A 24,254-nucleotide genomic window follows, 5' to 3' on the forward strand; every position below is an offset into this window, starting at 1 on the left:
GCAAGGCGAACCAACGCAATAGCGAAAGTTAAGTTGGTTTGCTATAGCTGAAGCCCGCCTACTGCGTTTTTAACTGCACTTTAGCTTCGCAGAAACTCGCTACTCCGTTGAAGCTCACGCTTTCAGGTAGCCTATCCCATGCCTGCCGATTACAATAGCCTTTTCCCCTGACAACAAAACACCAGCCCGCCATGAACCCACACCTATCCCAACTCCAGCCCTATCCCTTCGCCCGCCTGCGCGAAGCAATGCAAGGCGTGAGCGCGCCCGAGGGCGTTGTACCCGTGCCGCTGCAAATCGGCGAGCCCAAACACCCCGCTCCCGCCGTGATCACCAATGCGCTCACCGCCGCCCTGCCGCGCCTCGATGCCTATCCGCAAACCGCCGGCCTGCCCGAACTGCGCCGGGCCTGTGCCGGCTTCCTGCAACGCCGCTACGGCCTCACGCTCGATCCGGACAGCGAAATCCTGCCCGTATTGGGCAGCCGAGAAGCCCTGTTTTCCTTCGTACAGGCGGCGCTGGGCGGCAACGAGCAGGAAAAGCCCGTGGTGGTGTGCCCCAATCCGTTTTATCAGATTTACGAAGGCGCCGCGCTCCTGGCCGGGGCGGAAACTGCGTTTGCCAACTGCCGCGCCCCGCTCTTCAAGCCCGATTGGGGCAGCATTCCCGAAGTCGTGTGGCAGCGCGTGAAACTGGTGTTCGTTTGCTCGCCGCACAACCCCTGCGGCAGCGTGATGCAGAAAGCCGACTGGGCAGAACTCTTTGAATTGCAAAACCGTTACGGCTTCATCATCGCTGCCGACGAATGCTATTCCGAAATCTATTTCGAAGGCGAACCGCCCATCGGCTGCCTGCAAGCCGCTGCCGAATTGGGGCGCGGTTTCGACAACCTGGTGATGTTCACCAGCCTCTCCAAACGCTCCAACGTGCCTGGCCTGCGCTCCGGCTTTGTGGCCGGCGATGTCGCGCTGCTAAAAGATTTCCTGCTCTACCGCACCTACCACGGCAGCGCCATGGGCATTCCCGTGCAGATGGCCAGTATCGCCGCCTGGAACGATGAAACGCATGTGCTGGAAAACCGACGCCTGTATCAGGAAAAATTCGCCCGTGTGCTGCCGATTCTGGCACAAGGTTTTGAGGTAACGCAGCCGGACGCCTCGTTCTATATTTGGCTGCAAGCGCCCGACAGAGACGATTTGGCCTTCGCCCGCATCTTGTGGCGAGAAGCTGCCATCCAAGTGTTGCCCGGCCGTTTTCTGGCGCGCGACACCGCGCAAGGCAACCCCGGCGCCGGCTATGTTCGTATTGCCCTAGTCGCCCCCGTGGCCGACTGCGTGGCCGCGGCGGAGAAGATTGTGGAAATCCGACAGTGTTGTTATCCACAGCATAAAGAGGCTACCTGAAAACCGTCCCTGCCATTAGCAACAAACTTTATCAACATAAATATAAAATGTAGACAAATAAGGATGCGGCTCGCTACGCTTGCCTTACCCTGCCGCGTCATCCATTCTTTGAGTTTTATAAAAAATCGCCCTTGGCCATCTCTATGACACAAGGGAATCTTTGCTTACATCAACATAGGCTAACCGTCAAGAACTCACCTAATATACTGTTCAGATTAGGTTTTACCGATTACCCCGCTGCTGTGGAATAATATAGAGGCTACCTGAAATTTTAGCTTCACAAAAACCAGCGTTGCTCGTTCTCAGGTAGCCTTATCAATTAATAGTGGAATTCCTGAAACCTATTTGGGAAAACAAACCAAAGCCCAGCAGCCTCAAGAATCCCACCATAATAAAATAAAGCCCAGCAAATAAATGCAAGGCTTTATTTTATTTTTGTATCAAACTACCAAATTATTTGGCAGCACTGGTAGCTGCTTCAGAAGCCATCATAGCGGTTTCAGAAGCCATCATAGCAGCTTCAGAAGCCATTGCGGTTTCAGAAGCCATCATAGCAGCTTCAGAAGCCATTGCGGTTTCAGAAGCCATCATAGCAGCTTCAGAAGCCATTGCAGGTTCAGAAGCAGCAGAAGCAGCAGGAGCCGGGGCTTCACCACCACAAGCAGCTAGGAACAAAGACATCAGGGCAGCGGCCAATAAAGATTTTTTCATGTTGAATTACCTCTAACAAAGTTCAAGTTATAACTTAAAAATTCCCTATCTGCAGACCTCTAGCCGTCTCACAGATAAATTCCAATCAAGAATTACCGCGTATTATCCGCTGTTTGATGCCAGCTGGCAATTAAACTGCCTACTCTATTTGCCGCACGCAAGCATCTGCTGCCAAAATTCTTCTCGTCCAACGCGCCGCACAAGCTGTATACTAATTAACGTATGCTATTCTGATAATAAGAATGCTCTAATCTTAACTAAGTAAAAATAATATATTTTTCATGCCAATACTAGTCAAAGCAACCCTCTAATATCTTTATTGCCATACCCATACCCCTGTCTGCAAACCATACCCAATTAACCAAAATTAACTTGTGCAAAAAAACAACAAGGTCTATCCCTGCCTACATTAGCTACCATTTTTCCACATCATTTCATCAGAAGTGTATGTCAATCTGCCAATTCACATAAAATCCATTATCTGCCTGAGCGTATACCGCCATAGCAAACCGATTTAGCTTTGGATATCAGGCAACAAGTTGCAGACAGAGACAGTACAAACAGTATGGTAAAGCGAAATAACACTGTAGCAAAAGCCAAGTTGATTTGCTATAAAATACAGCCTTTGATTTTTCAGGTAGCCTTTCATCATGCTTGTTCTCGGCATCGAATCCTCCTGTGACGAAACCGGCGTGGCGCTCTACAGCACCGAACACGGCCTCATCGGCAACCAGCTGCACACCCAAATGACCATGCATGCCGAATACGGCGGCGTGGTGCCCGAGCTGGCCAGCCGCGACCACATCCGCCGTCTCGTGCCGCTCACCCAAGCCTGCCTGCACGAAGCCGGCAAAAACTACGCCGACATCGATGCCGTCGCCTATACCCAAGGCCCCGGCCTTGGCGGCGCACTTCTGGCCGGCTGCGCCTATGCCAACGCGCTCGCCTTTTCGTTGGGCAAACCCGTGATCCCCGTACATCACCTCGAAGGCCACCTGCTCTCCCCGCTGTTAGCCGAAGAGAAGCCCGACTTTCCCTTCGTTGCCCTGCTCGTATCCGGCGGCCACACCCAATTCATGGCCGTGCGCGGCATCGGGAACTACGAACTGCTCGGCGAAAGCGTGGACGACGCCGCCGGCGAAGCCTTCGACAAAACCGCCAAACTGCTCGGCCTACCCTACCCCGGCGGCGCAAAACTTTCCGAATTGGCCAAGCTCGGCCGTCCCGATGCTTTCACCTTTCCCCGCCCCATGCTGCATTCGCGCGATTTGCAGATGAGCTTCTCCGGCCTCAAAACCGCCGTGCTCACTGCTGTGCAAAACGTGCGCGCCGAACACGGCGGCAGCCTGCCAGACTCCATCCGCAACGATATCTGCCGTGCCTTCCAAGATGCCGTGGTAGATGTGCTGCTGGCCAAATCACGCCAAGCCCTGCTGCACACCGGCTACCGCACCCTTGTGGTGGCCGGCGGTGTGGGCGCCAACTGGAAACTGCGTGCCGAACTCGCCGCACTGCAAGTGCGCCCCAACCCCAAAGCCAAGCCCGAAGCCGTACGCACCTATTTCCCACCGCTGCCTTTATGCACCGACAACGGCGCCATGATCGCCTTCGTCGGCGCCATGCACCTGCAACAAGCGCAGCCCGCCGCTGGCTTCAATATGCGACCACGCTGGCCGCTGGCGGAAATCGTGCGATAAAACACCGGATACCTATTTTCAGGTATGCCTTTGCCAAACGCACAGAGGCTACCTGAAAAACATCAAGGGCTGTTCCCTCAATACGAAACAACCTCTCAATTAACATACACCCACATGGCTAATACCATTATTTTTTTATCTATACCGACAAGCCAATACACGTAAAACAAAAGACTTTAGCCATAACAAGCCGTCCTTCCAACTCTAAACACACTAGCACCGCCTTTACTCTTTTCAGCTAATTCCACCCCTTGCCCTCTAATTCCACTTTCCTGTATCTTTCGCCTTCTCTTCTCTGTTAAAAATTGCAAAAACCATCATGGCGGCTATAGAGATTCAGCCTCTTCATCGCCCCCCTACATCCCCTGGCCCTATCGAAACCGACCTGTTGATTTTCGGCGTAGTGGTACTGCACAACGCCATCGGCTACCTGCTCGGCTTCCTTGCCGCCAAACTCTTCGGCCTGCCCTACGACATGCAAAAAACCCTCACTATCAAAGTGGGCATGCAAAACTCCGGCCTCGGTGCGGCGTTGGCCAAAACCCACTTTGCCATGATGCCGCTGATAGCCGTGCCCAGCGCCATTTTCAGCTTGTGGCACAATATCTCCAGCTCCTTCCTCGACTCCTAATTGGGCCACCAAGGCCGAAAAGTAGGTACAGGCAGCACAAAAAGAAACCACACCCGCCAAATAAGCCAAACCAGCTGCTTCCAGCAAAAGGCTACCTGAAAATTTCAGGTAGCCTTCATTTCTAGCGACAGCACACCGGCAAGCCACCCAAGCACACCGCCGAATCTGATACAATCCGCACCTTTCCCGCCAACTGCCGCCCGGCTCACCGCTATGACCCAACACACCGCCCGCAAACGTTTCGGGCAGAACTTTCTGCAGGATTCCCGCATCATTGCCGATATCGTACAGGCCGTGCGGCCGCAGCCCGCCGATACCATAGTGGAAATCGGCCCAGGCCTCGGCGCGATTACCGAGCCCTTGGCTGCCAAGCTCGATCGCCTGCACGTGTGCGAAATCGACCGCGACATCATAGGCTACCTGAAAACCCGGCTCTATGCCGGCAAACTCGTTATCCACGAAGGCGACGTATTGCAATTTGATTTCGCCAGCGTGCCCGGGCACAAAAAAATCGTCGGCAACCTGCCCTACAACATCTCCACCCCGCTGCTATTCCACCTCAGCCGCTATGCCGACGAAGTGGAAGACATGCACTTCATGCTGCAAAAAGAAGTGGTGGAACGCATGGTGGCCGAGCCCGGCAGCAACGATTTCGGCCGCTTGAGCGTGATGCTGCAATACTTCTTTGAAATGGAAAAACTGCTCGACGTGCCACCAGAAGCCTTTTCTCCCGCACCCAAAGTGGATTCCGCCGTAGTGCGGCTGATTCCGGCCAAACACCGCATCGGGCAGGCACAGGATTTCGAACAATTTGCCGCCTTGGTGAAACAGGCCTTCCACCAGCGCCGTAAAACCATTCGCAACAACCTCAAAGGCATTGCCAACGATGAGGTTTTGCAGGCCGTCGGCATCAGCCCGCAAGAGCGCGCCGAGCATATCGCGCCCGAAAACTATGTAGCCTTGGCCAACCTGTTAGCCCAAAAAACCAGCTGAAACACAATCCCGCCCTGCGCCGATTGTTCCAACCAACAACCCAGCCGTTCCGGAAATAGAAAATGATTGAATTCAAAAATGTAAACAAATGGTTTAAAGAACTGCACGTTCTAAGTGACATCAATCTCGAAGTGAAAAAAGGCGAAGTGGTGGTGGTGTGCGGACCCTCCGGCAGCGGCAAATCCACCCTCATCCGCACCGTAAACCAGCTTGAGCAAATCCAAAGCGGCGAAATCTGGGTGGACGGCGTAGACGTGGCCAGCCCCGCCACCGACCTGAACAAAATCCGTGCCGAAGTGGGCTTTGTATTCCAGCATTTCAACCTTTATCCACATTTGAGCGTGCTAGAAAACATCGTGCTCTCGCCGATAAAAGTGAAAAAACAAAGCCGCACCCAAGCCGAAGAAAAAGCGCTGCAACTCTTGGAGCGCGTTGGTCTGGCGCACAAAAAAGACGCCATGCCCGGCGAGCTTTCCGGCGGCCAGCAGCAGCGTGTAGCCATTGCTCGCGGCTTGGCAATGGAGCCGCAAGTGATGCTGTTTGACGAACCCACCTCCGCGCTCGATCCGGAAATGGTGGGCGAAGTGCTCAAAGTGATGAAAGACTTGGCCGAAAGCGGCATGACTATGATGTGCGTTACCCACGAAATGGGTTTCGCCCGCGAAGTGGCCGACCGAATTATTTTTGTGGATCAGGGCAAAATCGTGGAAGTGGACACGCCGGAAGTGTTCTTCACCAATCCAAGCAGCGAGCGGGCGAAGCAGTTTTTGAAACAAGTGATGAAGGCCTAACAGGCTGAACTGTAAAAACAAGAAAGGCTACCTGAAAGTTTCAGGTAGCCTTTTCTATATCCAATCAGCAAGCAAAAGAACGGGAAATCAAGCCCACGGCTCTTGGTTCACCTGCTTTTCGTAATCTGCTGGCTCTTCGGCTTCAGGCACAGCGACGAAGCCTTCGGCGGTTTGGCAGTACACGGCGGCGCGGTAGGGGAAGCGCTCGATGATGGCGGCAATCGCGGCATCGAGCTCGGCTTTGGTTTCCCACACTTGGCCGCAGTCGTCGCACATAAACAGCGAGCCGTCTTCGGGGTCGAGCTGGGTTACCCAGCCGGTGCAATGCGGCAGCGGGCAGCGGATTTTGAAGGCTTGGTTCATGATTGGGTTTCCTTGTGTTGTTAGTTAGCGGTTTTCAGGTAGCCTTTTGGGCGGCTACCGGATTGTTTGTAAACGATATGGCTTGCGGCAGTTTTCAGGTAGCCTCCGGCGGGAACAGTTTGCCGGGATTGAACAGGTTATACGGGTCGAGCTGTTTCTTAATGGCACGCATCAACTCGATTTCCACGGGGCTGCGCACGCTGGGCAGCCAGTGGTTTTTCACTTGGCCGATGCCGTGTTCGGCGGCAATCGTGCCCTGGCAGGCCAGGGTGTGTTGATAGACGATGCGGTTGATGCCGTCTTCGTATTCGTAGGCTTGATTGCTGCGGATGTGCGGCAGGAAGGTGTTGAAATGCAGGCTGCCGTCGCCGAGGTGGCCGAATACGATGATTTCAATGCCTTCATAGGCCTGCTTGAGCGCGGCGGAGGCGTTGGCCACCAATTCGGCCACGCGGGCAATGGGTATGGCGATGTCGTGTTTGATGCTGGCACCGAGCGCTTTTTGCGCAGCGGAGATGTCTTCGCGCAGCCGCCACAATTCGGCGCGTTCACTCTCCGACTGCGCCAGCACGGCGTTTTCCCAGCCGTGTTCAAACAAGAATCCGGCCAAATCGTCGGCCAATTCGGGGCGCGGCAGGCTGTCGTTCAATTCGAGCAAGATGTGCCACTCGGCATCAATCGGCGGGCTGAGGCGGCTGTAGGCGGCGGAGAGGGCAAGCGCGGAACGGCTCACCAGCTCGAAACTGCACAGCCGCTCGGCAAAACGGCCTTGGACGTGGGTGAGCAGGCGCACGGCGTCTTCAATGCTGTCTAAGCCAACCCAGGCGGTAGCGGTGGTTTGCGGCGGGGATAAGAGCTTGAGCGTGGCGGCGGTGATGATGCCGAGTGTGCCTTCGCTGCCGATGAAGAGCTGGCGGATGTCGTAGCCGGTGGTGTTTTTGTGCAGCGGGGCAAGGTGGGAGAGCAGGCTGCCGTCGGGTAGCACCACTTCGAGCCCGAGCACCAAATCGCGCGTGGTGCCGTAGCGCACCACGTTCAGCCCGCCGGCGTTGCAGGCGATGTTGCCGCCGATTTGGCAGGAGCCTTCGCTGGCCAGGCTGAGCGGAAACAGCCGCCCGGCTTGGGCCGCGGCTTCCTGCACGTTTTGCAGAATCGCGCCCGCTTCCACGGTGATGGCGTTGTCGGCCAGGCTGATGCTGCGGATGCGGTTTAGCCGCGAGAGGTTGAGCAAAATGCCGCCGTTTGGCACAGCCGCGCCGCACAATCCGGTGTTGCCGCCCTGCGGAGTAATCGGCACACGGTGTTCGGCACACCAGCGCACCAGCTTCTGCACGTTTTCCACGCTGTCGGGCATCACGGCGGCTGCCGCCTGGCCAATATAGCGGCCGCGCCGGTCGGCGAGCAGCGGGGCGGGGTCAGCAATGATTTCGCGTTCACTGAGCAAGGCGCACAGGGCTTGCGGAATATGGGGGGGGTTCATTTGAGGCTACCTAAAAGATTGGGATGGGCAGTATTGTAGCGGCAAGACAGGGGTTTCAGGTAGCCTTTGGTCGCCTGCAGGTTACCTGAAAACCGAATATCGAATATTGCTTAAAAGTAATTTTTCATCGCCGCCAATCTAACTTTACTTTTCCAACCAAGCGCCGTATAGTCGCCCAAGTTTACCACCCACACCACCAGGAATCTCTAATGAACGACACCCCACAAAATCCCGTAAGCTGGTTTGCCCTCAATGTGCAGGACTTGGCACGTGCCGCCCGCTTCTACGAAACCGTGTTCGGCCTGCCCCTGCAAGAAGTGCCCGGCAAAGACCCGCAGCACCAAATGTATCTGTTCGCCCCCGCCTGGGAGCAATACGGCATCGGCGGCATGCTCTGGCACGACCCCGCCGCACAACCCGCCGGCCACGGCGGCATCACCGTGTTTTTCAACTGCGCCGACTGCGCCGAAACCGCCCGCACCGCCGAAGCGGCCGGCGGCAAAATACTTACCGCCAAATTCCCCATTTCCAACGGTTTTGCCGCCTTTATAGAAGACAGCGAAGGCAATCGCATCGGCCTGCATTCGCCCGCTTAAAATTTCAGGTAGCCCATGCCCAGCCCCATTAATATTGCCGAACTGCGCCGCCGCAACCTGCGCGAATGGATCAACCGCCTGCACCAAGGCCGGCAGATTGATTTCGTATCCGCCACCGGCATCAACCAAGGTGAACTCTCCGCCCTGTTGAAAAACAAACCATTCGGCGAGCGCAAGGCCCGCAAAATCGAACACAGCGCCGGCATGCCCGCACTGTGGCTCGATACCGACCACAGTTCACCCGTATCCACCCCTCAACCAACCCAAAGGAATACCCGTCCCATGTCCACCCCCATTGCCACCACCCCCGAAATTCTGGCCGACCTCAAAGCCGGCAAAATGGTCATCATCACCGATGCCGAAGACCGCGAAAACGAAGGCGACCTGCTCATGGCCGCCCAATTCGTTACCCCCGAAGCCATCAACTTCATGATCAAACACGCCCGCGGCCTCGTGTGCCTGCCCATGGCCGAAGAGCTGGTAGACAAACTCAAACTTCCCCTCATGACCCAGCACAACGGCGCGCAATACGGCACCAACTTCACCGTATCCATCGAAGCCGCCCACGGCATTTCCACCGGCATCTCCGCCGCCGACCGCGCGCTCACCATCCAAACCGCCGTTTCCCCCGCCACCCAGCCGGAAGACATCGTCCAGCCCGGCCACATCTTCCCCCTGCGCGCCCAAAAAGGCGGCGTGCTGGTGCGCGCCGGCCACACCGAAGCCGGCGTCGATTTAGCCCAAATGTGCGGCCTCATCCCCGCTGCCGTTATCTGCGAAATCATCAACGACGACGGCACTATGGCGCGCATGCCCGAGCTCACCGAATTCGCCCGGCAGCACGGCCTCAAAATCGGCACCATCACCGACCTCATCGAATACCGCAGCCGCACCGAAACCCTGCTCGAAGAAATGGGCAGCAGCCCCATCCATACCCCCTGGGGCGATTTCCGCCAGCACGTCTATATAGACAAACTCTCCGGCGAAACCCACCTCGCCCTAGTGAAAGGCAGCCCGCAGCCCGACACCGAAACCCTCGTGCGCGTACACGAGCCCTTCAGCGCCATGGATTTCCTGCAAACCAACCCCCGCCACTCCTGGCCGCTGCCGCAAGCCCTCGAGCGCATCCAAGCCACCGAACACGGCGTCGCCATCCTACTGCACCGCACCGAAGACGGCGCTGCCCTGCTCGACCGCACCCTGCCCAAAGGCAAAAGCCAAACCCGCCAGTGGGACAGCAAAACCTACGGCATCGGCGCGCAAATCCTCGCCAACCTCCACGTAAAAAAAATGCGCGTACTCGGCCAGCCCTCCTCCCTCACCGGCCTCACCGGCTTCGGGTTGGAAGTGACAGGGTTTGAGAGCTTAGAGTAGAATAATAAAGCAATTGACACAGGTAAAGGCTACCTGAAAATTTCAGGTAGAAAATCTACCACTGGGATGCCGCAGCACAGGAACACCGGTAGACAAACGTAGCAGGTAGGGCGGGCAACCAGTTGTCTAGAGCAAAACTATATCCTTATAACACACTACTTCTAACACACTATAATGGCCCAATTCAACGATCCCGCCGCTTACGAACGCTACATGGGCGGCTGGAGCCGCGCAGCAGGCGAACAATTTTTAGACTGGCTGGGACAACCGCACGGCCTGCGCTGGCTGGATAACGGCTGCGGCAGCGGCATATTCAGCGAACTGTTGTGGCAACAGACACAACCGGCAAGACTGGACGGCATTGACATCTCACCGGAACTGCTTGCCCACGCGCGACAGCGTCTACCGCAGACAATCGCCCTGCACCACGGCGATGCCAACGCCCTGCCCTTTGCCGCTGGCAGTTTCGATGCTGCCGCAATGGCGCTGGTTATCGTCTTTCTCACTGATGCGCTGCAAGCCGTGCGTGAAATGCAGCGCGTGGTGCGCAGTGGCGGGATGATCGCCACCTACATTTGGGATTTGCCGCATGGCTTCCCCTACGCCGACGCTTTTGCCGCCCTGCTCGACTGCGGTGTGCAGCCCGACCGAGCCGCCTCCGATGAAACAACTGCACTCGCGCAGTTGCAGGCCTTGTGGGAGCAGGCCGGCCTGCAAGAAGTGGAAACCTGCGCTTTCACCGTCGCCCAACACTATCCCGATTTCGCCGCCTACTGTCAGGCACTGGCCGATAGCGCCAGCATCGGTGCCCGCTTTGCCGCCTTACCGGCAGACATGCAGGCGGCAGTACGCGCGACATTACAAGAGCGCCTGCCTGCCGAACCTGACGGCAGCATCCGCGTTACCGCCCGCGCCCACGCTGTAAAGGGAATCCGCGCCTGAGCTCCGGCGCGACAAACGCGGCATCATCAGCCAGCATTCCCCGCCGTAAGCAAAAAACTTCCGGCGAATACTTGGCAAACCGCATTTTATAGTTGAAAAGAAGCGTAGCAAGGCGCGCTGCCGCAGACAGTACAGGTAGCACGGCAGGTTCCCATAAAAACCGCATGGTGATTTTTATGGGGTCCGGTCAGGCAGCACAACACCGTTACGGTTTTTCAGCAATTCGACTATATGTACAAGCGGGACAAACACCGGACCAGCGTCCAGGAGTTCCAAACTCCTCCACCCGCTTGCGGGGGGAGGGGGCTCACAAACACTCCAAATCTAAATTAGCTCAAAAAAGGTTACCTGAAAGCATGGGCCTCATTGGAATTCACGCTTTCAGGCAGCCTCAAGGCCGCTCCCCATCCACTCCCTCAAAAAAAGGATCTATATTCCATGGACGATATGCTGAAACAAGCCGCCCTCGATTTTCACCAATATCCGCAGCCCGGCAAAATTCAGGTAGCCCCCACTAAAGCACTGGCCACCCAGCACGACCTGTCGTTAGCCTATTCCCCCGGCGTGGCTGCCCCCTGTCTGGAAATCCAAGCCAACCCGCAGGATTCCTACAAATACACCGCGCGCGGCAACCTGGTGGCCGTGGTTTCCAACGGCACCGCCGTGCTTGGTTTGGGCAATATCGGCGCCGAGGCCAGCAAACCGGTGATGGAAGGCAAAGGAGTATTGTTTAAAAAATTCGCCGGCATCGACGTATTTGATATCGAAATCAATGAAACCGATCCCGAAAAACTGGTGGACATCATCGCCTCGCTCGAGCCCACTTTCGGCGGCATCAACCTGGAAGACATCAAAGCGCCCGAATGCTTCTACATTGAGAAAAAACTGCGCGAACGCTGCAAAATCCCGGTATTCCACGACGACCAACACGGCACAGCCATCATCACTGCCGCCACCGTCCTTAACGGCCTGCGCTTGGTGGGCAAAGACATCGGCCAAGTGCGCTTAGTGTGCTCCGGTGCCGGTGCCGCCGCCATCGCCTGTCTCGACTTGCTCGTGGCTTTGGGCATGAAACGCGAAAACATTACCGTGTGCGACTCCAAAGGCGTGATCTACCAAACCCGCGAAGACCGCGAACGCATAGACGCAAGCAAAGTGCGCTACGCCATTGCAGACCAAGGCTGGCACAAACTGGGCGACGCCGTACCCGGCGCCGACATCTTCCTCGGCCTCTCCGGCCCCAACGTGTTGAGCACCGATATGCTCAAACAAATGACTGCCTCACCCATCGTGCTGGCCATGGCCAACCCGCAGCCCGAAATCTGGCCGCCGGAAGCCAAAGCAGCCCGCCCCGATGTGATTATCGGCACCGGCCGTTCCGACTTCCCCAACCAGGTAAACAACGTTCTCTGCTTCCCCTTCATCTTCCGCGGCGCGCTCGATGTGGGCGCCACCACCATCAACGAAGAAATGAAGCTGGCCGCCGTGCGCGCCATTGCCGATTTGGCCATGGCCGAGCAAAACGACAAAGTCGCTACCGCCTACACCGGCGCCGAGCTGAAATTCGGCCCAGAATACCTGATTCCCAAACCCTTCGATCCGCGCCTGATCGCCCGCGTGGCACCCGCCGTGGCCAAAGCCGCCATGGATTCCGGAGTGGCCACCCGCCCGATTGCCGATTTTGCCGCTTACGAAGAAAAACTGAACGAGTTTGTTTATAAATCCGGCCTGTTTATGAAACCCATCTTCGCCCAAGCGCGCCAATCGCTCAAACGCGTGGTGTTGGCCGAAGGCGAAGACGAGCGCGTGCTGCACGCCACCCAACAGATTGTGTCTGCCAAACTGGCCGCGCCGATTCTCATCGGCCGGCCGGCAGTAATCGAAGCCCGTATCCAAAAAATGGGCCTTACCATCCGCGCCGGCAGCGATTTCGAAATCGTCAACAACGAAAACGACCCCCGCTTCCGCGAATACTGGCAAGCCTACTACAACCTGCAAAAACGTAACGGCATCAGCCCCGATTTGGCGCAACGCCACGTTATCGCCAACCCCACCCTCATCGGTGCGCTCATGCTGCACTTAGGCCATGCCGATGCCATGGTGTGCGGTACGGTCGGCCACTTCCGCTATCACTTGGATGTCGTTTCCAACGTTGTCGGCTACAACAACCCCGACCACACTGCCTGCGCCATGAACGCGCTGATTTTCGGCGGCCACAACTTGTTCATCGCCGACACCTATGTAAACGCCAATCCGACTGCCGAGCAAATTGCCCAAAGCACGCTGATGTGCGCCGAAGAAATCCAACGCTTCGGCATCACGCCCAAGGTCGCGCTGCTGTCGCACTCCAACTTCGGCTCCGTGCCCTCCGAAAGTGCCGAAAAAATGCGCCATGCGCTTGAGCTCATCCGTCAAGCCGCCCCGCAGTTGGAAATCGACGGCGAAATGCAGGGCGATGCCGCCTTGGTGGAAAGCCTGCGCCAGCAAAGCATGCCCGATTCCGCCCTGAAAGGCGCCGCCAACCTCTTGGTGATGCCCAACGTGGAAGCCGCCAACATCAGCTGCAACCTGCTGCGCGCTGCCAGCCCCGACGGCGTAACCGTGGGCCCGATTCTGCTGGGCATGAAAAAACCAGTGCACATCGTCAACCAGCTCGCCTCTGTGCGCCGCTTGGTAAACATGGTGGCACTGGCCGCCGTGGATGCACAACGCCAAGGCTAAATAGCTAAAGCAGTAAAAATCAAGGCTACCTGAACTTTCAGGTAGCCTTTTCTTTACTCCGCACATTTGCCGTCCACAAACACCGAATTAGCTTATAATCCAGCCTTTAAACACATACCCACCGCTGTGAGCAAAATAATGAACTACTTTGAACAAGCCCGATTCAACATGGTCGAACAACAAATCCGCCCTTGGAGTGTATTGGATTTCGACGTTCTCGACACCTTGGCCGAAGTGCCGCGCGAACAATTCGTTGCCCCCGAACAGCAGGCCTACGCCTACGCCGATCTCTCCCTGCCCCTGCCCAACGGCAGCGCCATGCTCGAGCCCAAAGTGGTTGCCCGCCTGATTCAAGGTCTGAAGCTCACTAAAAAAGACACCGTACTCGAAATCGGCACCGGCTCCGGCTACGCCACCGCCGTGCTGGCTAAACTCGCTGGCCGCGTCATCACCATCGACACTGATGAAACCCAGCAGCAAAAAGCCAAAGCCGTGCTCGACCGCCTTGGCCTCACCAATATCGACTACCGCATCGGTGACGGTCTGGTGAATCCACCCATCGCCACCGTGAGTGCCATCTACGTGGGTGGCTCTTGCCCCGTGATGCCCGAAACCCTGCGCAACAAACTGCCTGCCGGCGGCCGCATGGCGGTGATCGTTGGCCAAGAGCCCGTAATGCGCGCCCTGCTCGTGCAATGTAACGGCGAAGACCGCTACGAACAAAGCGTGATGTTTGATACCGTAGCCCCTGCCCTCAGCAGCCCCGCCGTGAAAAAAGCCTCATCGTTCCGCTTCTAAAAATTTTCAGGTAGCCTCACTGGAAAGGCTACCTGAAATTTATAGCCGCCAGTTGGCATAAAAATAAGATGAATCAAAGCCGTATCATGCCATTTTAAAACGACCAAGCAACAAAAAAGCAGCCAACCGGCTGCCTCCCCAAATAACTGGCGCACCCAACAGGGATCGAACCTGTGACCTTCAGCTTCGGAAACTGACACTCTATCCAACTGAGCTATGGGTGCGAGAAGCGCGTAAGATTAACCCAAAACCGGCACAAAGGCAAAAAATTTTGTCTCCTTCCGGCGGCAAAGCAGCACAGAATAGAATTTTACGATTGGAAGCTATAAGCGAATTCAGTATAATTTCGCACAATCTTACAAACCGAAACCAAACCTGTATCAGCCAGATTGAACGTGAATCCAAAAGAAGCGTTCAATAATCTGATTATGTGAAGGTTTCACACCAATAAACAAGCATGCTACGCATGCGCCCATAACGACCACAAACCATAAAGCCCATACCATGAACACCACTGCTAACAACATCAAAGCCTCAGCCGCCATCACCTTTATCGGCGGCCTGCTCGTTTTGCTGATCACCCTCTTCCTCCTGGTTAAGCTTGCCACCACCGGCTACTACAGCAACGTTTCCGATATGCAGCCCAGCGCTGTGGAAACCCGCATTCAGCCCACTGGCCGCCTCACTATGGGTGACGGTACGCCCGTAGGCGAACGCGAAGGCAAGCAAGTGTTCGACAAAGTCTGCATCCAATGCCACGGTGCCGACAAAACGTTGCCTTCGCCCCCAAAGTTACCCACAACGACGAATGGAGCGCCCGCATCGCCAAAGGCTTCGACACACTCGTTGCCCACGCCGTCAACGGCTTTAACGGCGCAGGCCAAATGCCCGCACGCGGTGGCGACAGCACCCTCACCGATGATGAGGTAGCCCGTGCCGTGGCCTACATGACTAACCAATCCGGCGGCAACTTCACTGCCCCTGCCGTACAAAAAGGCGATGCCGCCGCCTCTGGTGCATCCGCCCCTGCCGGCCAATCTGCCGCAGCCAATGGTGAAGCCGTGTTCAACAAACTTTGCATCGCCTGCCACGCTGCCAACTCCGCCTTCCCCAACTCGCCCAAAATCACTCACAACGACGAATGGGCACCGCGCCTGGCACAGGGTCGCGCCACCTTGGTGCAACACGCCATCCAAGGCTTCAAAACCATGCCCGCATGCGGCGGCGATGCCAACCTGAGCGATGCCGACGTGGAAGCTGCCGTGGTGTATATGGCCAACCAATCCGGCGGCAAACTGTAAGCCTGCCTCTGCATAATAAAGGCTACCTGGAACCTTTCAGGTAACCTTTATTTCGCATATTAATCAAGCAGCCAAACTATCCCGCCGTCCGCAAAAATGCTGCCATCCGGTGCTCGAATGCCAGCACTACCTGTCAATCAGCACGCAGCACCTGCACAACTGCACTTAGCGGTAGTTGTTCAACGGTCGGCAGCGCACGCCATCCAGCTTATTCCAATCGAGGTAGTCCTGCAAACCACGCCGGTTAAACAGGAAATAGCCCTTGCTTCCAAAATCATAAAAGGCTACCTGAAAACCAGTTTTTCTAGTTTTCAGGTAGCCTTCTCATATTCGGCGCTGTGATTTAGTGCTTCATAATCAGCAAATAGTAAAACAGCTGCATAATCAATACTGTGAGCGCGGCCAGCGAAGCCAGCGTCCAGTTGAATTCGCTGTGTACGGCAGCAGCAGATGCAGGAACATTCGGAGGGCCGGAAGGAGCAGAGAGCAGGTTGTCGGCGGGCTGGTCGATAACGGCGGGCAGCTTGGCTGCAGCAGGCAGCTGGATGCCGCCGGGGTCGCGGCCGGATACTAAGTTGAACACCAAGCTCTCGGCCTGGATGTGGATGTTTTGGGTTTGCCCATGGCCGGCAGCGGCAGATTGCGCGCTTTTGAGCAGGGTGTCGATGCTGGGCAGCACGGCGGGCGGCGGCGGGGTGGCAGCGGAGCGTTGCAGCAGGGCTTCGATGGCATCGGCGCTGTGGGTATTGTGTTCGGCTTCGGCCAGCTTGAATGGCATGGCTTGGCCGGTGTCGTTATCCAAGGCCATACGCTGACGGCGCAGGCGGCTGTCGATTTCGTCCAGCTCGGCGGCCAGCGGTTTTTTCTGAGTGTGCAGGGATTCGTCGGCATCTTGCCCGGCCTGCTGTGCCGCCAAGGCGGCAGATTGTTGTTTGAGGCGGGCGAGTTTTTCGCGCAAGGGCATTTTGGCGTGAATCACGTCTTCCTGCAGAATCTCGGCTTTGGCAGCGGGCGCACTCTGGGCTTTTGGCTTGCGCGTTACCGTGAAGGCATGCCGGCACTGGCTGCACTGCACCCGCCCGTTGGCTGCCTGCAAATCGGCTACGGCATAATGATTCTCCGCTTGGCAGCGGGGGCAACTGAGTTTGACGGTTTTCATGTGTCGGCAATCCAAATACTGATGTTTCGGCCGCTATTTTAAGAAAATTAATGCGCTTTTACCATTTTCAGGTAGCCTTTTAGCGGCTAACTGTCGGTTTTTTGTATATTTTGCAGAGGATTTATGCTGGCGGTTCACTCTCGCAAACCATTTGCCATGAATTTAGCCGTTCCAAAAAAGAAGGATACGCGGCATTGACTTACCCGGTTTCACTCCTATTCGAAACGGCTCTATGGCACTACCGGCGGGTTATCCGGCTTTGCGTACGCCCACCAAACGCACCCAGCCGCCTTCGGCAACCGGCGGCTGCATATCGAACCATTCGCTATAGATGCCGTTTAGCTCTTCGGCCTGCTCTTCCAAAATGCCGGAAAGCACAATCCGCCCGCCCGCCTTGGTGCGTGAGGCCAGCATGCCGCCCAACAGGCGCAGCGGATTAGCCAGAATATTGGCTACCACCACATCGTATTCCGCTTCCGGCAAGTCGTCGGGCAGGAAAAAACGGGCGGCGGCTTCGTTTTGCTCGGCATTGCTGCGGCTGGCAACAATAGCCTGCTCATCGATATCCACGCCGTCGGCGGCGGCAGCGCCGAGTTTGAGCGCGGCAATAGCCAAAATGCCGGAGCCGCAGCCGTAGTCGAGCACGCGGTCGGCAGCTTGGATATTCTCATCGAGCCACTGCAGGCACAACCGGGTGGTGGGATGGCTGCCTGTGCCGAAAGCCAAGCCGGGATCGAGCCGCAGGTTTACAGCCAATTGGTCGGCAATATCGTGCCAGGTGGGCACAATCCACAGCCGCCCGGAAATGCGGATGGGGTCGAACTGCGATTGCGTGAGGCGTACCCAATCCTGCTCCGGCAGCTGCTCGATGCGGTAGGGCGGTACTTCCAACCGGCATTCCTTGGCCGCGGCCGCTACAGCGGCAGCTACGTTGCATTGCTCATCAAACAGGGCAATCACCAAGCTGCGCTGCCAAATTTGGCCGTTTTCTTCGCCCGGCTCGCCGAAAATAGCCTGTTCTTCGTCTGTGCCGGCATAGGCATCTTCAATCGCGGCCGACAATGCGCTGGCGGCCATTAAAGCATCGGAAAACTGCTCGGCACGGTCGGCACCAATCGGAATACTGGCTTGTTGGTAGGGCATAATCGCATTTCTTTCAAACGGTAAGGGCGCGTATTGTATAGCAAGCCGCCGCCCTTCCGCCAGCAGCGGCGCTTGCAGGCTACCTGAAAGCAGATGCGGCAAGCTGCGCCCAAACCGCCCGCCGCCGTTTTCAGGTAGCCTCATCTTGGCGTTTGCCTATACAATATTTCATCTTTAGAAAAGGCTACCTGAAAGCACACACATGCCCCGCGAATTCCAACTTTTCAACCTGCCCGCGCAGTTCGACCTCGACCCCGCCGCGCTGGAACAAACCTACCGCCAACTGGCCGCTCGTTTCCATCCCGACAAAACTGCCACCGCTTCCGCCTTCGAGCAGAAACAGGCCGTGATGATGGCCGCCGCCGTAAACGAAGCCTACCGCCGCCTCAGCCGGCCGCTGGAACGCGCCGTTTTGCTGCTGCAGGCGCAAGGCATTCAGGCCGATTCCGAAGAGCGCACCGCCTTCGATCCCGAGTTTCTGATGCAGCAAATGGAATGGCGCGAAGAGCTGGCCGCCGCCCGCGCCGCAAACTCCGCCGAACGGCTTGCCGCCCTGGACAACCAAGTGGCTGCCGAAGAGGCCCGGCTGCTGGCCAAACTCAGCACCGCCTTTCGGCAGGCAAACTACGCCCAAGCCGCCGAACTTGTTCCGCAAGGCCGTTTCCTCGATAAAATCCGGCAGGAAATCCACGCTGCGTTGTAATCCTAAAAAGGCTACCTGAAACTTTCAGGTAGCCTTCTTATTATCTGCCTCATGCTAAAATCCGCTATCATTTTTTATCAACCCTCCGAGGCCACTCAATGAATACCCGCCCCGAAATTCACGCCGCCGCCTTTGATTTAGACGGCACATTAGTCGATTCCCTTGCCGACCTCGCTGCTGCCGCCAACGAAGCCCGCCGCAGCGAAAACCTACCCCTACTCGACGAAAAACTGATGATGTCCTATGTGGGCGACGGCGTGGGCAAACTCGTGCACCGTGCCCTCACTGCCGACCCGGACGGCCAAGCCCCCGACGAGATGTGGCAGCGTGCTTTCGCCGTGTTCGCCCAACATTATTCCGAACACCTCGACCGCCACACCTACATCTACCCCGAAGTGCAAACCGGCCTCCAGCTCCTGAAAGCCCTTGACATCCCGCTGGCCGTGATCACCAACAAACGCGAAGCCTGGGCCGCCGAACTGCTGCGCCGCCTAGGCCTAGCTGACCTGTTCAGCCTCGTGGTGGGCGGCGACACCCTGCCGCAGCGCAAACCGGATGCCGCGCCGCTGCTGCACGCCGCCAAAGTATTGGGCGTGAAGCCGGAAAACATGGCGATGGTGGGAGATTCGCGCAACGACATCCTGGCCGCCAAAGACGCCGGCTGCTTTGCCATCGGCGTGCGCTACGGCTATGCCGATATGGACAAACTGGCCGAAGATCCCGCCACCCGCCCAGATTGGATCGTGAGCATCCTACCCGAAATCTACGACCGCCTGCGCCCCGATGACCGCCGTTAAATCCCTGCGCAGCCGCGCCTTAGATTTGTTGTCGCGGCGGGAAATGTCGCAGGCCGAACTGCGGCGCAAACTCGCGCCCTACGCCGAAGACCCCGCCGAAATCGACGCTTTGCTGCAAGAGTTTGCCGAACGCAACTGGCAATCCGACCAGCGCTACGCCGAAAACTACGTATACAGCAAAGGCAGCCGCTACGGCCGCCTGCGCCTCGCCCAAGGCCTGCAACAGCAAAAGCTGGACAGCGAGCTCATCGAAGCCGCCCTGCCCGGCCGCGACAGCGAACGCGCCACCGCCCGCGCCGTGCTGCGCAAAAAGTTCAAACACCCCCCCGCCGACTTCGCCGCACAGCAACGCGCCGCCCGCTTCCTCGCCTACCGCGGCTTCGACCACGACACCATCCGCCACGCGCTGGATAAAGCCTGGCAGGACGAAGAAGAGTGGAAGGAGTAGGCAGAAAGGCTACCTGTAAAGAACCCGTTCGGTATTTTCAGGTAGCCTTTTGGCAGTGCATAGCCCATCTGGGAAAGGATACCTGAAAAATATCAACCTCAACAAACTTATCGTACTCACTGTCGGCCAACCTGAAACCATTTCCCTTGCTTTGAGCACAATTCAAAGCAGTAACGTTGTAAATCATTTGCCGCTACGGCAGCAACAGGCCTACTTCGCCATTATCAATAAAATAGGCGGGAATACCTGCTGGCCGAGCACCCCAATCCGCCCTTCCGTCTGCACGGCGTACACCTCTTCCGCCGCTGACTCATAGAAATCATTGCCATCTAAATCATCTATCCGCTTTCCCCGCTGAGGCTACCTGAAAACCATCGGCAGAAAATGACAGAATATTTGCCTCATCCGCCGCAAGCACTCTGATTTAGGCTACAATATAACTATCTGTTCCAATCCCCCTTACCACCGAGCAAGCAGAAAGGATGCAGGATCATGAAGTTTAACGAACTCTTTCACCACAACGATTTTATTGGCCGCCATCTCAGCCTATCTGACCGCGCCGCCCTTTTGGCCGCACTGGGCGAAAAAGATATAGGCAGTTTTGTGGAGCACACCGTGCCGCAAAGCGTGCGTATGCCCGGTTCGCTGCAGCTGCCCAAAGCATTAAGCGAAGCCGATGCCTTGGCCAAGCTTAAGGGCATCGCCGCCAAAAACCGTATCAATAAAAGCTATATCGGCCTAGGCTACTACCCCACCCGCCTGCCGAACGTGATTCTGCGCAATGTGCTGGAAAATCCGGGTTGGTACACCGCCTACACGCCCTATCAGGCCGAAGTGTCGCAAGGCCGTTTGGAAGCGTTGTTGAACTTCCAACAGGTGTGTATCGACCTCACCGGTTTCGAGCTGGCCGGCGCCTCCCTGCTCGACGAAGCCACCGCCGCTGCCGAAGCCATGACCATGGCGCGCCGCGTGGGCAAATCCAAATCCAACCAATTCTTTGTAGACGAACGCGTTTACCCGCAAACATTGGACGTGATCAAAACCCGAGCCAAATATTTCGATTTTGAGCTGGTGGTGGGCGATTTCGACACCGCCCGCAACGGCGAATACTTCGGCGCGCTATTCCAATATGTGGGCAAAGACGGCGACGTGGCCGACTTGGGCGATGTGATTGCCGCTGTGAAAGCCAAAGGCGCAGTGGTGGCCGTGGCTGCCGATATCATGAGCCTGGTGCTGCTGAAAGCACCCGCCGAGTTGGGCGCTGACATTGCCTTGGGCAGCACCCAGCGCTTCGGCATCCCGATGGGCTTCGGCGGCCCGCACGCTGCTTATTTCGCATTTAAAGACAAAGATAAACGCTCCGCTCCCGGCCGCATCATCGGCGTATCGGTGGATGCCTCCGGCAAGCAGGCACTGCGTATGGCGCTGCAAACTCGCGAGCAACACATCCGCCGCGAAAAAGCCAATTCCAATATTTGTACTTCGCAAGTGCTGCTGGCCAACTTGGCCGGTATGTATGCGGTGTATCACGGCCCCGAAGGCGTAAACCGCATCGCCCGCCGTATCCACGCGCTGGCTGTTGCTTTTGCCGATGCGGTACAGGCTGCCGGCGGCAAAGTGGTGCATTCGGTATTCTTCGATACTGTGGCCGTGGATTTCGGCAGCAAGGCGCAAGCCGACGGCGTGTACCAAAAAGCGCTGGATGCTGGCTTCAACCTGCTGCGCATTGGCGAGAACGTGCTGGCTGCCGCCTTCAGCGAAACCTCCAGCGCCGAAGAGTTTGCCCAACTGGTTGAATTGTTCACCGGCAAGGCGGCTGCCCTGCCCGAGAACGCGCCCGCCAGCAGGCTACCTGAAAACCTGCAGCGCAAAGGTGCCATCTTGCAACACCCCGTGTTCAACAGCTACCACACCGAACACGAAATGCTGCGCTATCTGAAAAAACTGGAAGAGCGCGACTTGGCCATGAACCGCAGCATGATTTCGCTCGGTTCCTGCACCATGAAGCTGAATGCCACCGCCGAGATGATTCCGATTACCTGGCCGGAATTCACCAATGTGCACCCGTTTGCCCCGCGCGAACAAGTACAAGGCTGCCTGGAAATGATACACGGCCTGCAAGAGCAGCTCAAGGCCGTTACCGGCTTCGACGCCATCTGTATCCAACCCAACTCCGGCGCGCAAGGCGAATACACCGGCATGGTTACCATCCGCCGCTACCACGAAGCGCAAGGCCACCCCGAACGCAACGTGTGTCTGATTCCGCGCTCTGCCCACGGCACCAACCCCGCTACCGCCCACATGGCCGGTATGCAGATTGTGATCGTGGATACCGATGAGCACGGCAACGTGGATATTGCCGACCTGAAAGCCAAGGCCGAACAGTATAAAGATACGTTGGGCGCGCTGATGATTACCTACCCGTCCACCCACGGTGTGTATGAAGAAGGCATCCGCGACATCTGCCGCATCATCCACGAGAACGGTGGCCAGGTGTATATGGACGGCGCCAATATGAACGCCCAAGTCGGCATCATGCAGCCGGCCGAAGTGGGTGCCGACGTGTTGCACATGAATCTGCACAAAACCTTCTGCATCCCGCACGGTGGTGGCGGCCCTGGCATGGGCCCCATCGGCTTGAAAGCCCACCTTGCTCCGTTTGCGCCAAGCCATGTTGTGGCACCGGTAGAAGGCGCCACCGTGGGCATGGGCGCCGTATCTGCCGCACCCTACGGCTCCGCCAGCATCCTGCCGATTACTTGGATGTACATCAGCATGATGGGAGCAGACGGTTTGCACCAAGCCACCGAAACCGCCCTGCTCAACGCCAACTACGTTGCCAAGCAGCTCTCCGCCGATTATCCGGTGCTCTACACCGGTAAAAACGGCCGCGTGGCGCACGAATGCATCATCGACCTGCGCCCGCTCAAGGCCGAAAGCGGCATCACCGAAGTGGACATCGCCAAACGCCTGATGGACTATGGCTTCCATGCCCCGACTATGTCCTTCCCCGTAGCCGGTACGCTGATGATCGAACCCACCGAAAGCGAAAGCAAGGCCGAACTCGACCGCTTCATCGCTGCGATGAAACAGATTAAGCAGGAAGCGCTCAAAGTGCAACACGGCGAATGGCCGAAAGACGACAACCCGCTGGTCAATGCACCGCACACCGCCGCCGATGTAACCGGCGAGTGGAAACGTGCCTACAGCCGCGAAGAAGCCGTCTACCCCCTGCCCTATGTGCGCGAAAACAAATTCTGGCCGAGCGTAAACCGTATCGACGATGTATACGGCGACCGCCACTTGGTTTGCTCTTGCCCTAGCATCGAGCACTATGAAAGCTAAGCATAGGCATTAACCCTGCCATAAAAGAAAGGCTACCTGAAATCAAATTTTCAGGTAGCCTTTATTGTCCTTATATAAAGCGAAATAAAACCAAAGAAACTAGCCATGACTATGCCCATTTTACGTACAAAGTAGCAAAACAGTAAGCAATATGGGAGCACAGCAAGCTGAATGCATGAGGTATGAATAAATCGGTGCTTTAACTAGAAAATCTGTTACACTGCTTTCAGGTAGCCTAAATCAAATGTTACCAATCATCTATCCAAACAACACCAAGGAGTCATTATGATTACTGTAGTTGCCCAATTCGAAGTTAAACCCGCCGAACTGGATAAATTCCTGCAACACTGCGACGAATTGATTGCCGAAACCCGCAAGGAAAACGGCTGCCTGTCTTACCACCTATACCAAAATACTCAACAACCCAACCAAGTCAGCTTCATCGAGCTATGGCAAAACCAGGCTGTATTGGATACCCATTCCGCTTCTGCACACTTTACCCGCATTGTGCCAACCTTGGTAGAAGCCTGCGAAAAAGCCCCGGTTATCCAACTCTATACACAGATCAAATAATTTTTCATCCAAAGTAAGAGAGGCTAGCTGAATATTAACATTCAGCTAGCCTCTCTCCTTTCCTCGTTCCATTCCTCACCCATTTCTTCGTCTCCTCTTCTCTCTCGTTTCTTTATCCCCACTTCCTTTTCCAACTCACACTGTACCGCTATCCCGGATTTCCATTCCTTTCATCATACTCCCACAAAGCACAACACCCGCCATCAGGCAGGTGTCGTAAATAGGTGTTTGGCAGTGTCCTACTTTCGCACGGGTATCCGCACTATCATCGGCGCTGGTTCGTTT

22 protein-coding genes, 1 tRNA gene and 1 pseudogene are annotated in these 24,254 nt (G+C 56.5%); 17 read left to right on the forward strand and 7 right to left on the reverse strand.

What is annotated here, in order from left to right:
- Positions 1–191: 191 nt before the first annotated feature.
- Positions 192–1,403, forward strand: coding sequence for a succinyldiaminopimelate transaminase (gene dapC / locus A7Q03_RS03340; RefSeq protein ID WP_067447267.1), 1,212 nt, complete (start codon positions 192–194; stop codon positions 1,401–1,403).
- 453 nt (positions 1,404–1,856) lie between these two features.
- On the opposite strand, the gene A7Q03_RS03345 is transcribed toward dapC, so the two are convergent.
- Positions 1,857–2,114, reverse strand: coding sequence for a hypothetical protein (locus tag A7Q03_RS03345; RefSeq protein WP_067447269.1), 258 nt, complete (start codon positions 2,112–2,114; stop codon positions 1,857–1,859).
- 650 nt (positions 2,115–2,764) lie between these two features.
- Between A7Q03_RS03345 and tsaD the strand changes: the two genes are divergently transcribed.
- The 4 genes and pseudogenes from tsaD to A7Q03_RS03365 all read left to right on the forward strand — a co-directional run bounded on the left by tsaD (position 2,765) and on the right by A7Q03_RS03365 (position 6,226).
- A complete protein-coding gene (gene tsaD, locus A7Q03_RS03350; protein WP_067447271.1) occupies positions 2,765–3,811 on the forward strand; it encodes a tRNA (adenosine(37)-N6)-threonylcarbamoyltransferase complex transferase subunit TsaD in 1,047 nt (348 codons plus the stop codon).
- Between the two features lie 373 nt (positions 3,812–4,184).
- Positions 4,185–4,467, forward strand: a pseudogene (locus A7Q03_RS03355) (bile acid:sodium symporter family protein); the annotation flags it as partial.
- Positions 4,468–4,655: 188 nt separating this feature from the next.
- Positions 4,656–5,435, forward strand: coding sequence for a 16S rRNA (adenine(1518)-N(6)/adenine(1519)-N(6))-dimethyltransferase RsmA (rsmA, locus tag A7Q03_RS03360; RefSeq protein WP_067447275.1), 780 nt, complete (start codon positions 4,656–4,658; stop codon positions 5,433–5,435).
- 62 nt (positions 5,436–5,497) lie between these two features.
- Positions 5,498–6,226: an amino acid ABC transporter ATP-binding protein gene (locus A7Q03_RS03365; protein WP_067447277.1), complete on the forward strand. Its 729-nt coding sequence runs from the start codon at positions 5,498–5,500 to the stop codon at positions 6,224–6,226.
- 87 nt (positions 6,227–6,313) lie between these two features.
- Here A7Q03_RS03365 and A7Q03_RS03370 read toward each other — a convergent pair whose 3' ends face one another.
- Both A7Q03_RS03370 and A7Q03_RS03375 read right to left on the reverse strand, forming a co-directional pair.
- A complete protein-coding gene (locus tag A7Q03_RS03370; protein ID WP_067447279.1) occupies positions 6,314–6,589 on the reverse strand; it encodes a hypothetical protein in 276 nt (91 codons plus the stop codon).
- 94 nt (positions 6,590–6,683) lie between these two features.
- The gene (locus tag A7Q03_RS03375; RefSeq protein WP_067447281.1) at positions 6,684–8,069 is read right to left on the reverse strand and encodes an FAD-binding oxidoreductase; all 1,386 of its coding nucleotides are present in this window, start codon (positions 8,067–8,069) and stop codon (positions 6,684–6,686) included.
- Positions 8,070–8,278: 209 nt separating this feature from the next.
- On the opposite strand from A7Q03_RS03375, the gene A7Q03_RS03380 reads away from it, so the two are divergent.
- The 5 genes from A7Q03_RS03380 to A7Q03_RS03400 all read left to right on the forward strand — a co-directional run bounded on the left by A7Q03_RS03380 (position 8,279) and on the right by A7Q03_RS03400 (position 14,500).
- A complete protein-coding gene (locus tag A7Q03_RS03380; protein ID WP_067447283.1) occupies positions 8,279–8,665 on the forward strand; it encodes a VOC family protein in 387 nt (128 codons plus the stop codon).
- A 15-nt stretch (positions 8,666–8,680) separates the two neighbouring features.
- A complete protein-coding gene (gene ribBA / locus A7Q03_RS03385) occupies positions 8,681–10,039 on the forward strand; it encodes a bifunctional 3,4-dihydroxy-2-butanone-4-phosphate synthase/GTP cyclohydrolase II (protein WP_067447285.1) in 1,359 nt (452 codons plus the stop codon).
- A gap of 174 nt (positions 10,040–10,213) precedes the next feature.
- Positions 10,214–10,981, forward strand: a complete 768-nt coding sequence (locus A7Q03_RS03390; protein ID WP_067447287.1) for a class I SAM-dependent methyltransferase — start codon at positions 10,214–10,216, stop codon at positions 10,979–10,981.
- 438 nt (positions 10,982–11,419) lie between these two features.
- Positions 11,420–13,702 carry an NADP-dependent malic enzyme gene (locus A7Q03_RS03395; protein WP_067447289.1) on the forward strand — a complete coding sequence of 761 codons (2,283 nt, stop codon included), beginning with the start codon at positions 11,420–11,422 and terminating at the stop codon, positions 13,700–13,702.
- Between the two features lie 138 nt (positions 13,703–13,840).
- The gene (locus A7Q03_RS03400) at positions 13,841–14,500 is read left to right on the forward strand and encodes a protein-L-isoaspartate O-methyltransferase (protein ID WP_067447291.1); all 660 of its coding nucleotides are present in this window, start codon (positions 13,841–13,843) and stop codon (positions 14,498–14,500) included.
- 147 nt (positions 14,501–14,647) lie between these two features.
- Here the strand turns inward: A7Q03_RS03400 and A7Q03_RS03405 are convergent.
- Positions 14,648–14,724 (reverse strand) — tRNA-Arg (locus tag A7Q03_RS03405).
- A 310-nt stretch (positions 14,725–15,034) separates the two neighbouring features.
- Entirely contained in the window at positions 15,035–15,253 is a 219-nt protein-coding gene (locus tag A7Q03_RS10815; RefSeq protein ID WP_369814457.1) for a hypothetical protein, read from the reverse strand.
- On the opposite strand from A7Q03_RS10815, the gene A7Q03_RS10820 reads away from it, so the two are divergent.
- Both A7Q03_RS10820 and A7Q03_RS10825 read left to right on the forward strand, forming a co-directional pair.
- Complete coding sequence (locus A7Q03_RS10820; protein WP_369814441.1) at positions 15,188–15,430, forward strand: c-type cytochrome; 243 nt, start codon at positions 15,188–15,190, stop codon at positions 15,428–15,430. The two genes, A7Q03_RS10815 and A7Q03_RS10820, sit on opposite strands and share 66 nt — an antisense overlap.
- Positions 15,322–15,801 carry a cytochrome c5 family protein gene (locus tag A7Q03_RS10825; RefSeq protein WP_369814456.1) on the forward strand — a complete coding sequence of 160 codons (480 nt, stop codon included), beginning with the start codon at positions 15,322–15,324 and terminating at the stop codon, positions 15,799–15,801. Before A7Q03_RS10820 ends, A7Q03_RS10825 begins: the two co-directional genes overlap by 109 nt.
- Positions 15,802–16,144: 343 nt before the next feature.
- On the opposite strand, the gene A7Q03_RS03420 is transcribed toward A7Q03_RS10825, so the two are convergent.
- Positions 16,145–16,960 carry an MJ0042-type zinc finger domain-containing protein gene (locus A7Q03_RS03420; RefSeq protein WP_067447295.1) on the reverse strand — a complete coding sequence of 272 codons (816 nt, stop codon included), beginning with the start codon at positions 16,958–16,960 and terminating at the stop codon, positions 16,145–16,147.
- A 249-nt stretch (positions 16,961–17,209) separates the two neighbouring features.
- Positions 17,210–18,103, reverse strand: coding sequence for a 50S ribosomal protein L11 methyltransferase (gene prmA, locus A7Q03_RS03425; protein ID WP_067447297.1), 894 nt, complete (start codon positions 18,101–18,103; stop codon positions 17,210–17,212).
- Positions 18,104–18,305: 202 nt separating this feature from the next.
- Between prmA and hscB the strand changes: the two genes are divergently transcribed.
- From hscB to A7Q03_RS03450, 5 genes are all read left to right on the forward strand, one after another.
- Positions 18,306–18,806, forward strand: coding sequence for a Fe-S protein assembly co-chaperone HscB (gene hscB / locus A7Q03_RS03430; RefSeq protein ID WP_067447298.1), 501 nt, complete (start codon positions 18,306–18,308; stop codon positions 18,804–18,806).
- A 98-nt stretch (positions 18,807–18,904) separates the two neighbouring features.
- The gene (locus A7Q03_RS03435) at positions 18,905–19,603 is read left to right on the forward strand and encodes a phosphoglycolate phosphatase (protein WP_067447300.1); all 699 of its coding nucleotides are present in this window, start codon (positions 18,905–18,907) and stop codon (positions 19,601–19,603) included.
- The gene (recX, locus tag A7Q03_RS03440; RefSeq protein ID WP_067447302.1) at positions 19,590–20,051 is read left to right on the forward strand and encodes a recombination regulator RecX; all 462 of its coding nucleotides are present in this window, start codon (positions 19,590–19,592) and stop codon (positions 20,049–20,051) included. The genes A7Q03_RS03435 and recX overlap by 14 nt, the downstream gene beginning before the upstream one ends.
- A gap of 492 nt (positions 20,052–20,543) precedes the next feature.
- Complete coding sequence (gene gcvP / locus A7Q03_RS03445; RefSeq protein ID WP_067447304.1) at positions 20,544–23,396, forward strand: aminomethyl-transferring glycine dehydrogenase; 2,853 nt, start codon at positions 20,544–20,546, stop codon at positions 23,394–23,396.
- 285 nt (positions 23,397–23,681) lie between these two features.
- Positions 23,682–23,969: a putative quinol monooxygenase gene (locus tag A7Q03_RS03450; RefSeq protein ID WP_067447306.1), complete on the forward strand. Its 288-nt coding sequence runs from the start codon at positions 23,682–23,684 to the stop codon at positions 23,967–23,969.
- Positions 23,970–24,254 lie beyond the last annotated feature (285 nt).

Source organism: Eikenella sp. NML99-0057 (assembly GCF_001648535.1).
GTDB lineage: Bacteria > Pseudomonadota > Gammaproteobacteria > Burkholderiales > Neisseriaceae > Eikenella > Eikenella exigua.

Coding starts and splice junctions, on each gene's coding strand:
- dapC (WP_067447267.1), top strand. CDS start 192: ATGAACCCACACCTATCCCAACTCCAGCCCTATCCCTTCGCCCGCCTG.
- A7Q03_RS03345 (WP_067447269.1), bottom strand. CDS start 2,114: ATGAAAAAATCTTTATTGGCCGCTGCCCTGATGTCTTTGTTCCTAGCT.
- tsaD (WP_067447271.1), top strand. CDS start 2,765: ATGCTTGTTCTCGGCATCGAATCCTCCTGTGACGAAACCGGCGTGGCG.
- rsmA (WP_067447275.1), top strand. CDS start 4,656: ATGACCCAACACACCGCCCGCAAACGTTTCGGGCAGAACTTTCTGCAG.
- A7Q03_RS03365 (WP_067447277.1), top strand. CDS start 5,498: ATGATTGAATTCAAAAATGTAAACAAATGGTTTAAAGAACTGCACGTT.
- A7Q03_RS03370 (WP_067447279.1), bottom strand. CDS start 6,589: ATGAACCAAGCCTTCAAAATCCGCTGCCCGCTGCCGCATTGCACCGGC.
- A7Q03_RS03375 (WP_067447281.1), bottom strand. CDS start 8,069: ATGAACCCCCCCCATATTCCGCAAGCCCTGTGCGCCTTGCTCAGTGAA.
- A7Q03_RS03380 (WP_067447283.1), top strand. CDS start 8,279: ATGAACGACACCCCACAAAATCCCGTAAGCTGGTTTGCCCTCAATGTG.
- ribBA (WP_067447285.1), top strand. CDS start 8,681: ATGCCCAGCCCCATTAATATTGCCGAACTGCGCCGCCGCAACCTGCGC.
- A7Q03_RS03390 (WP_067447287.1), top strand. CDS start 10,214: ATGGCCCAATTCAACGATCCCGCCGCTTACGAACGCTACATGGGCGGC.
- A7Q03_RS03395 (WP_067447289.1), top strand. CDS start 11,420: ATGGACGATATGCTGAAACAAGCCGCCCTCGATTTTCACCAATATCCG.
- A7Q03_RS03400 (WP_067447291.1), top strand. CDS start 13,841: ATGAACTACTTTGAACAAGCCCGATTCAACATGGTCGAACAACAAATC.
- A7Q03_RS10820 (WP_369814441.1), top strand. CDS start 15,188: ATGGGTGACGGTACGCCCGTAGGCGAACGCGAAGGCAAGCAAGTGTTC.
- A7Q03_RS03420 (WP_067447295.1), bottom strand. CDS start 16,960: ATGAAAACCGTCAAACTCAGTTGCCCCCGCTGCCAAGCGGAGAATCAT.
- prmA (WP_067447297.1), bottom strand. CDS start 18,103: ATGCCCTACCAACAAGCCAGTATTCCGATTGGTGCCGACCGTGCCGAG.
- hscB (WP_067447298.1), top strand. CDS start 18,306: ATGCCCCGCGAATTCCAACTTTTCAACCTGCCCGCGCAGTTCGACCTC.
- A7Q03_RS03435 (WP_067447300.1), top strand. CDS start 18,905: ATGAATACCCGCCCCGAAATTCACGCCGCCGCCTTTGATTTAGACGGC.
- recX (WP_067447302.1), top strand. CDS start 19,590: ATGACCGCCGTTAAATCCCTGCGCAGCCGCGCCTTAGATTTGTTGTCG.
- gcvP (WP_067447304.1), top strand. CDS start 20,544: ATGAAGTTTAACGAACTCTTTCACCACAACGATTTTATTGGCCGCCAT.
- A7Q03_RS03450 (WP_067447306.1), top strand. CDS start 23,682: ATGATTACTGTAGTTGCCCAATTCGAAGTTAAACCCGCCGAACTGGAT.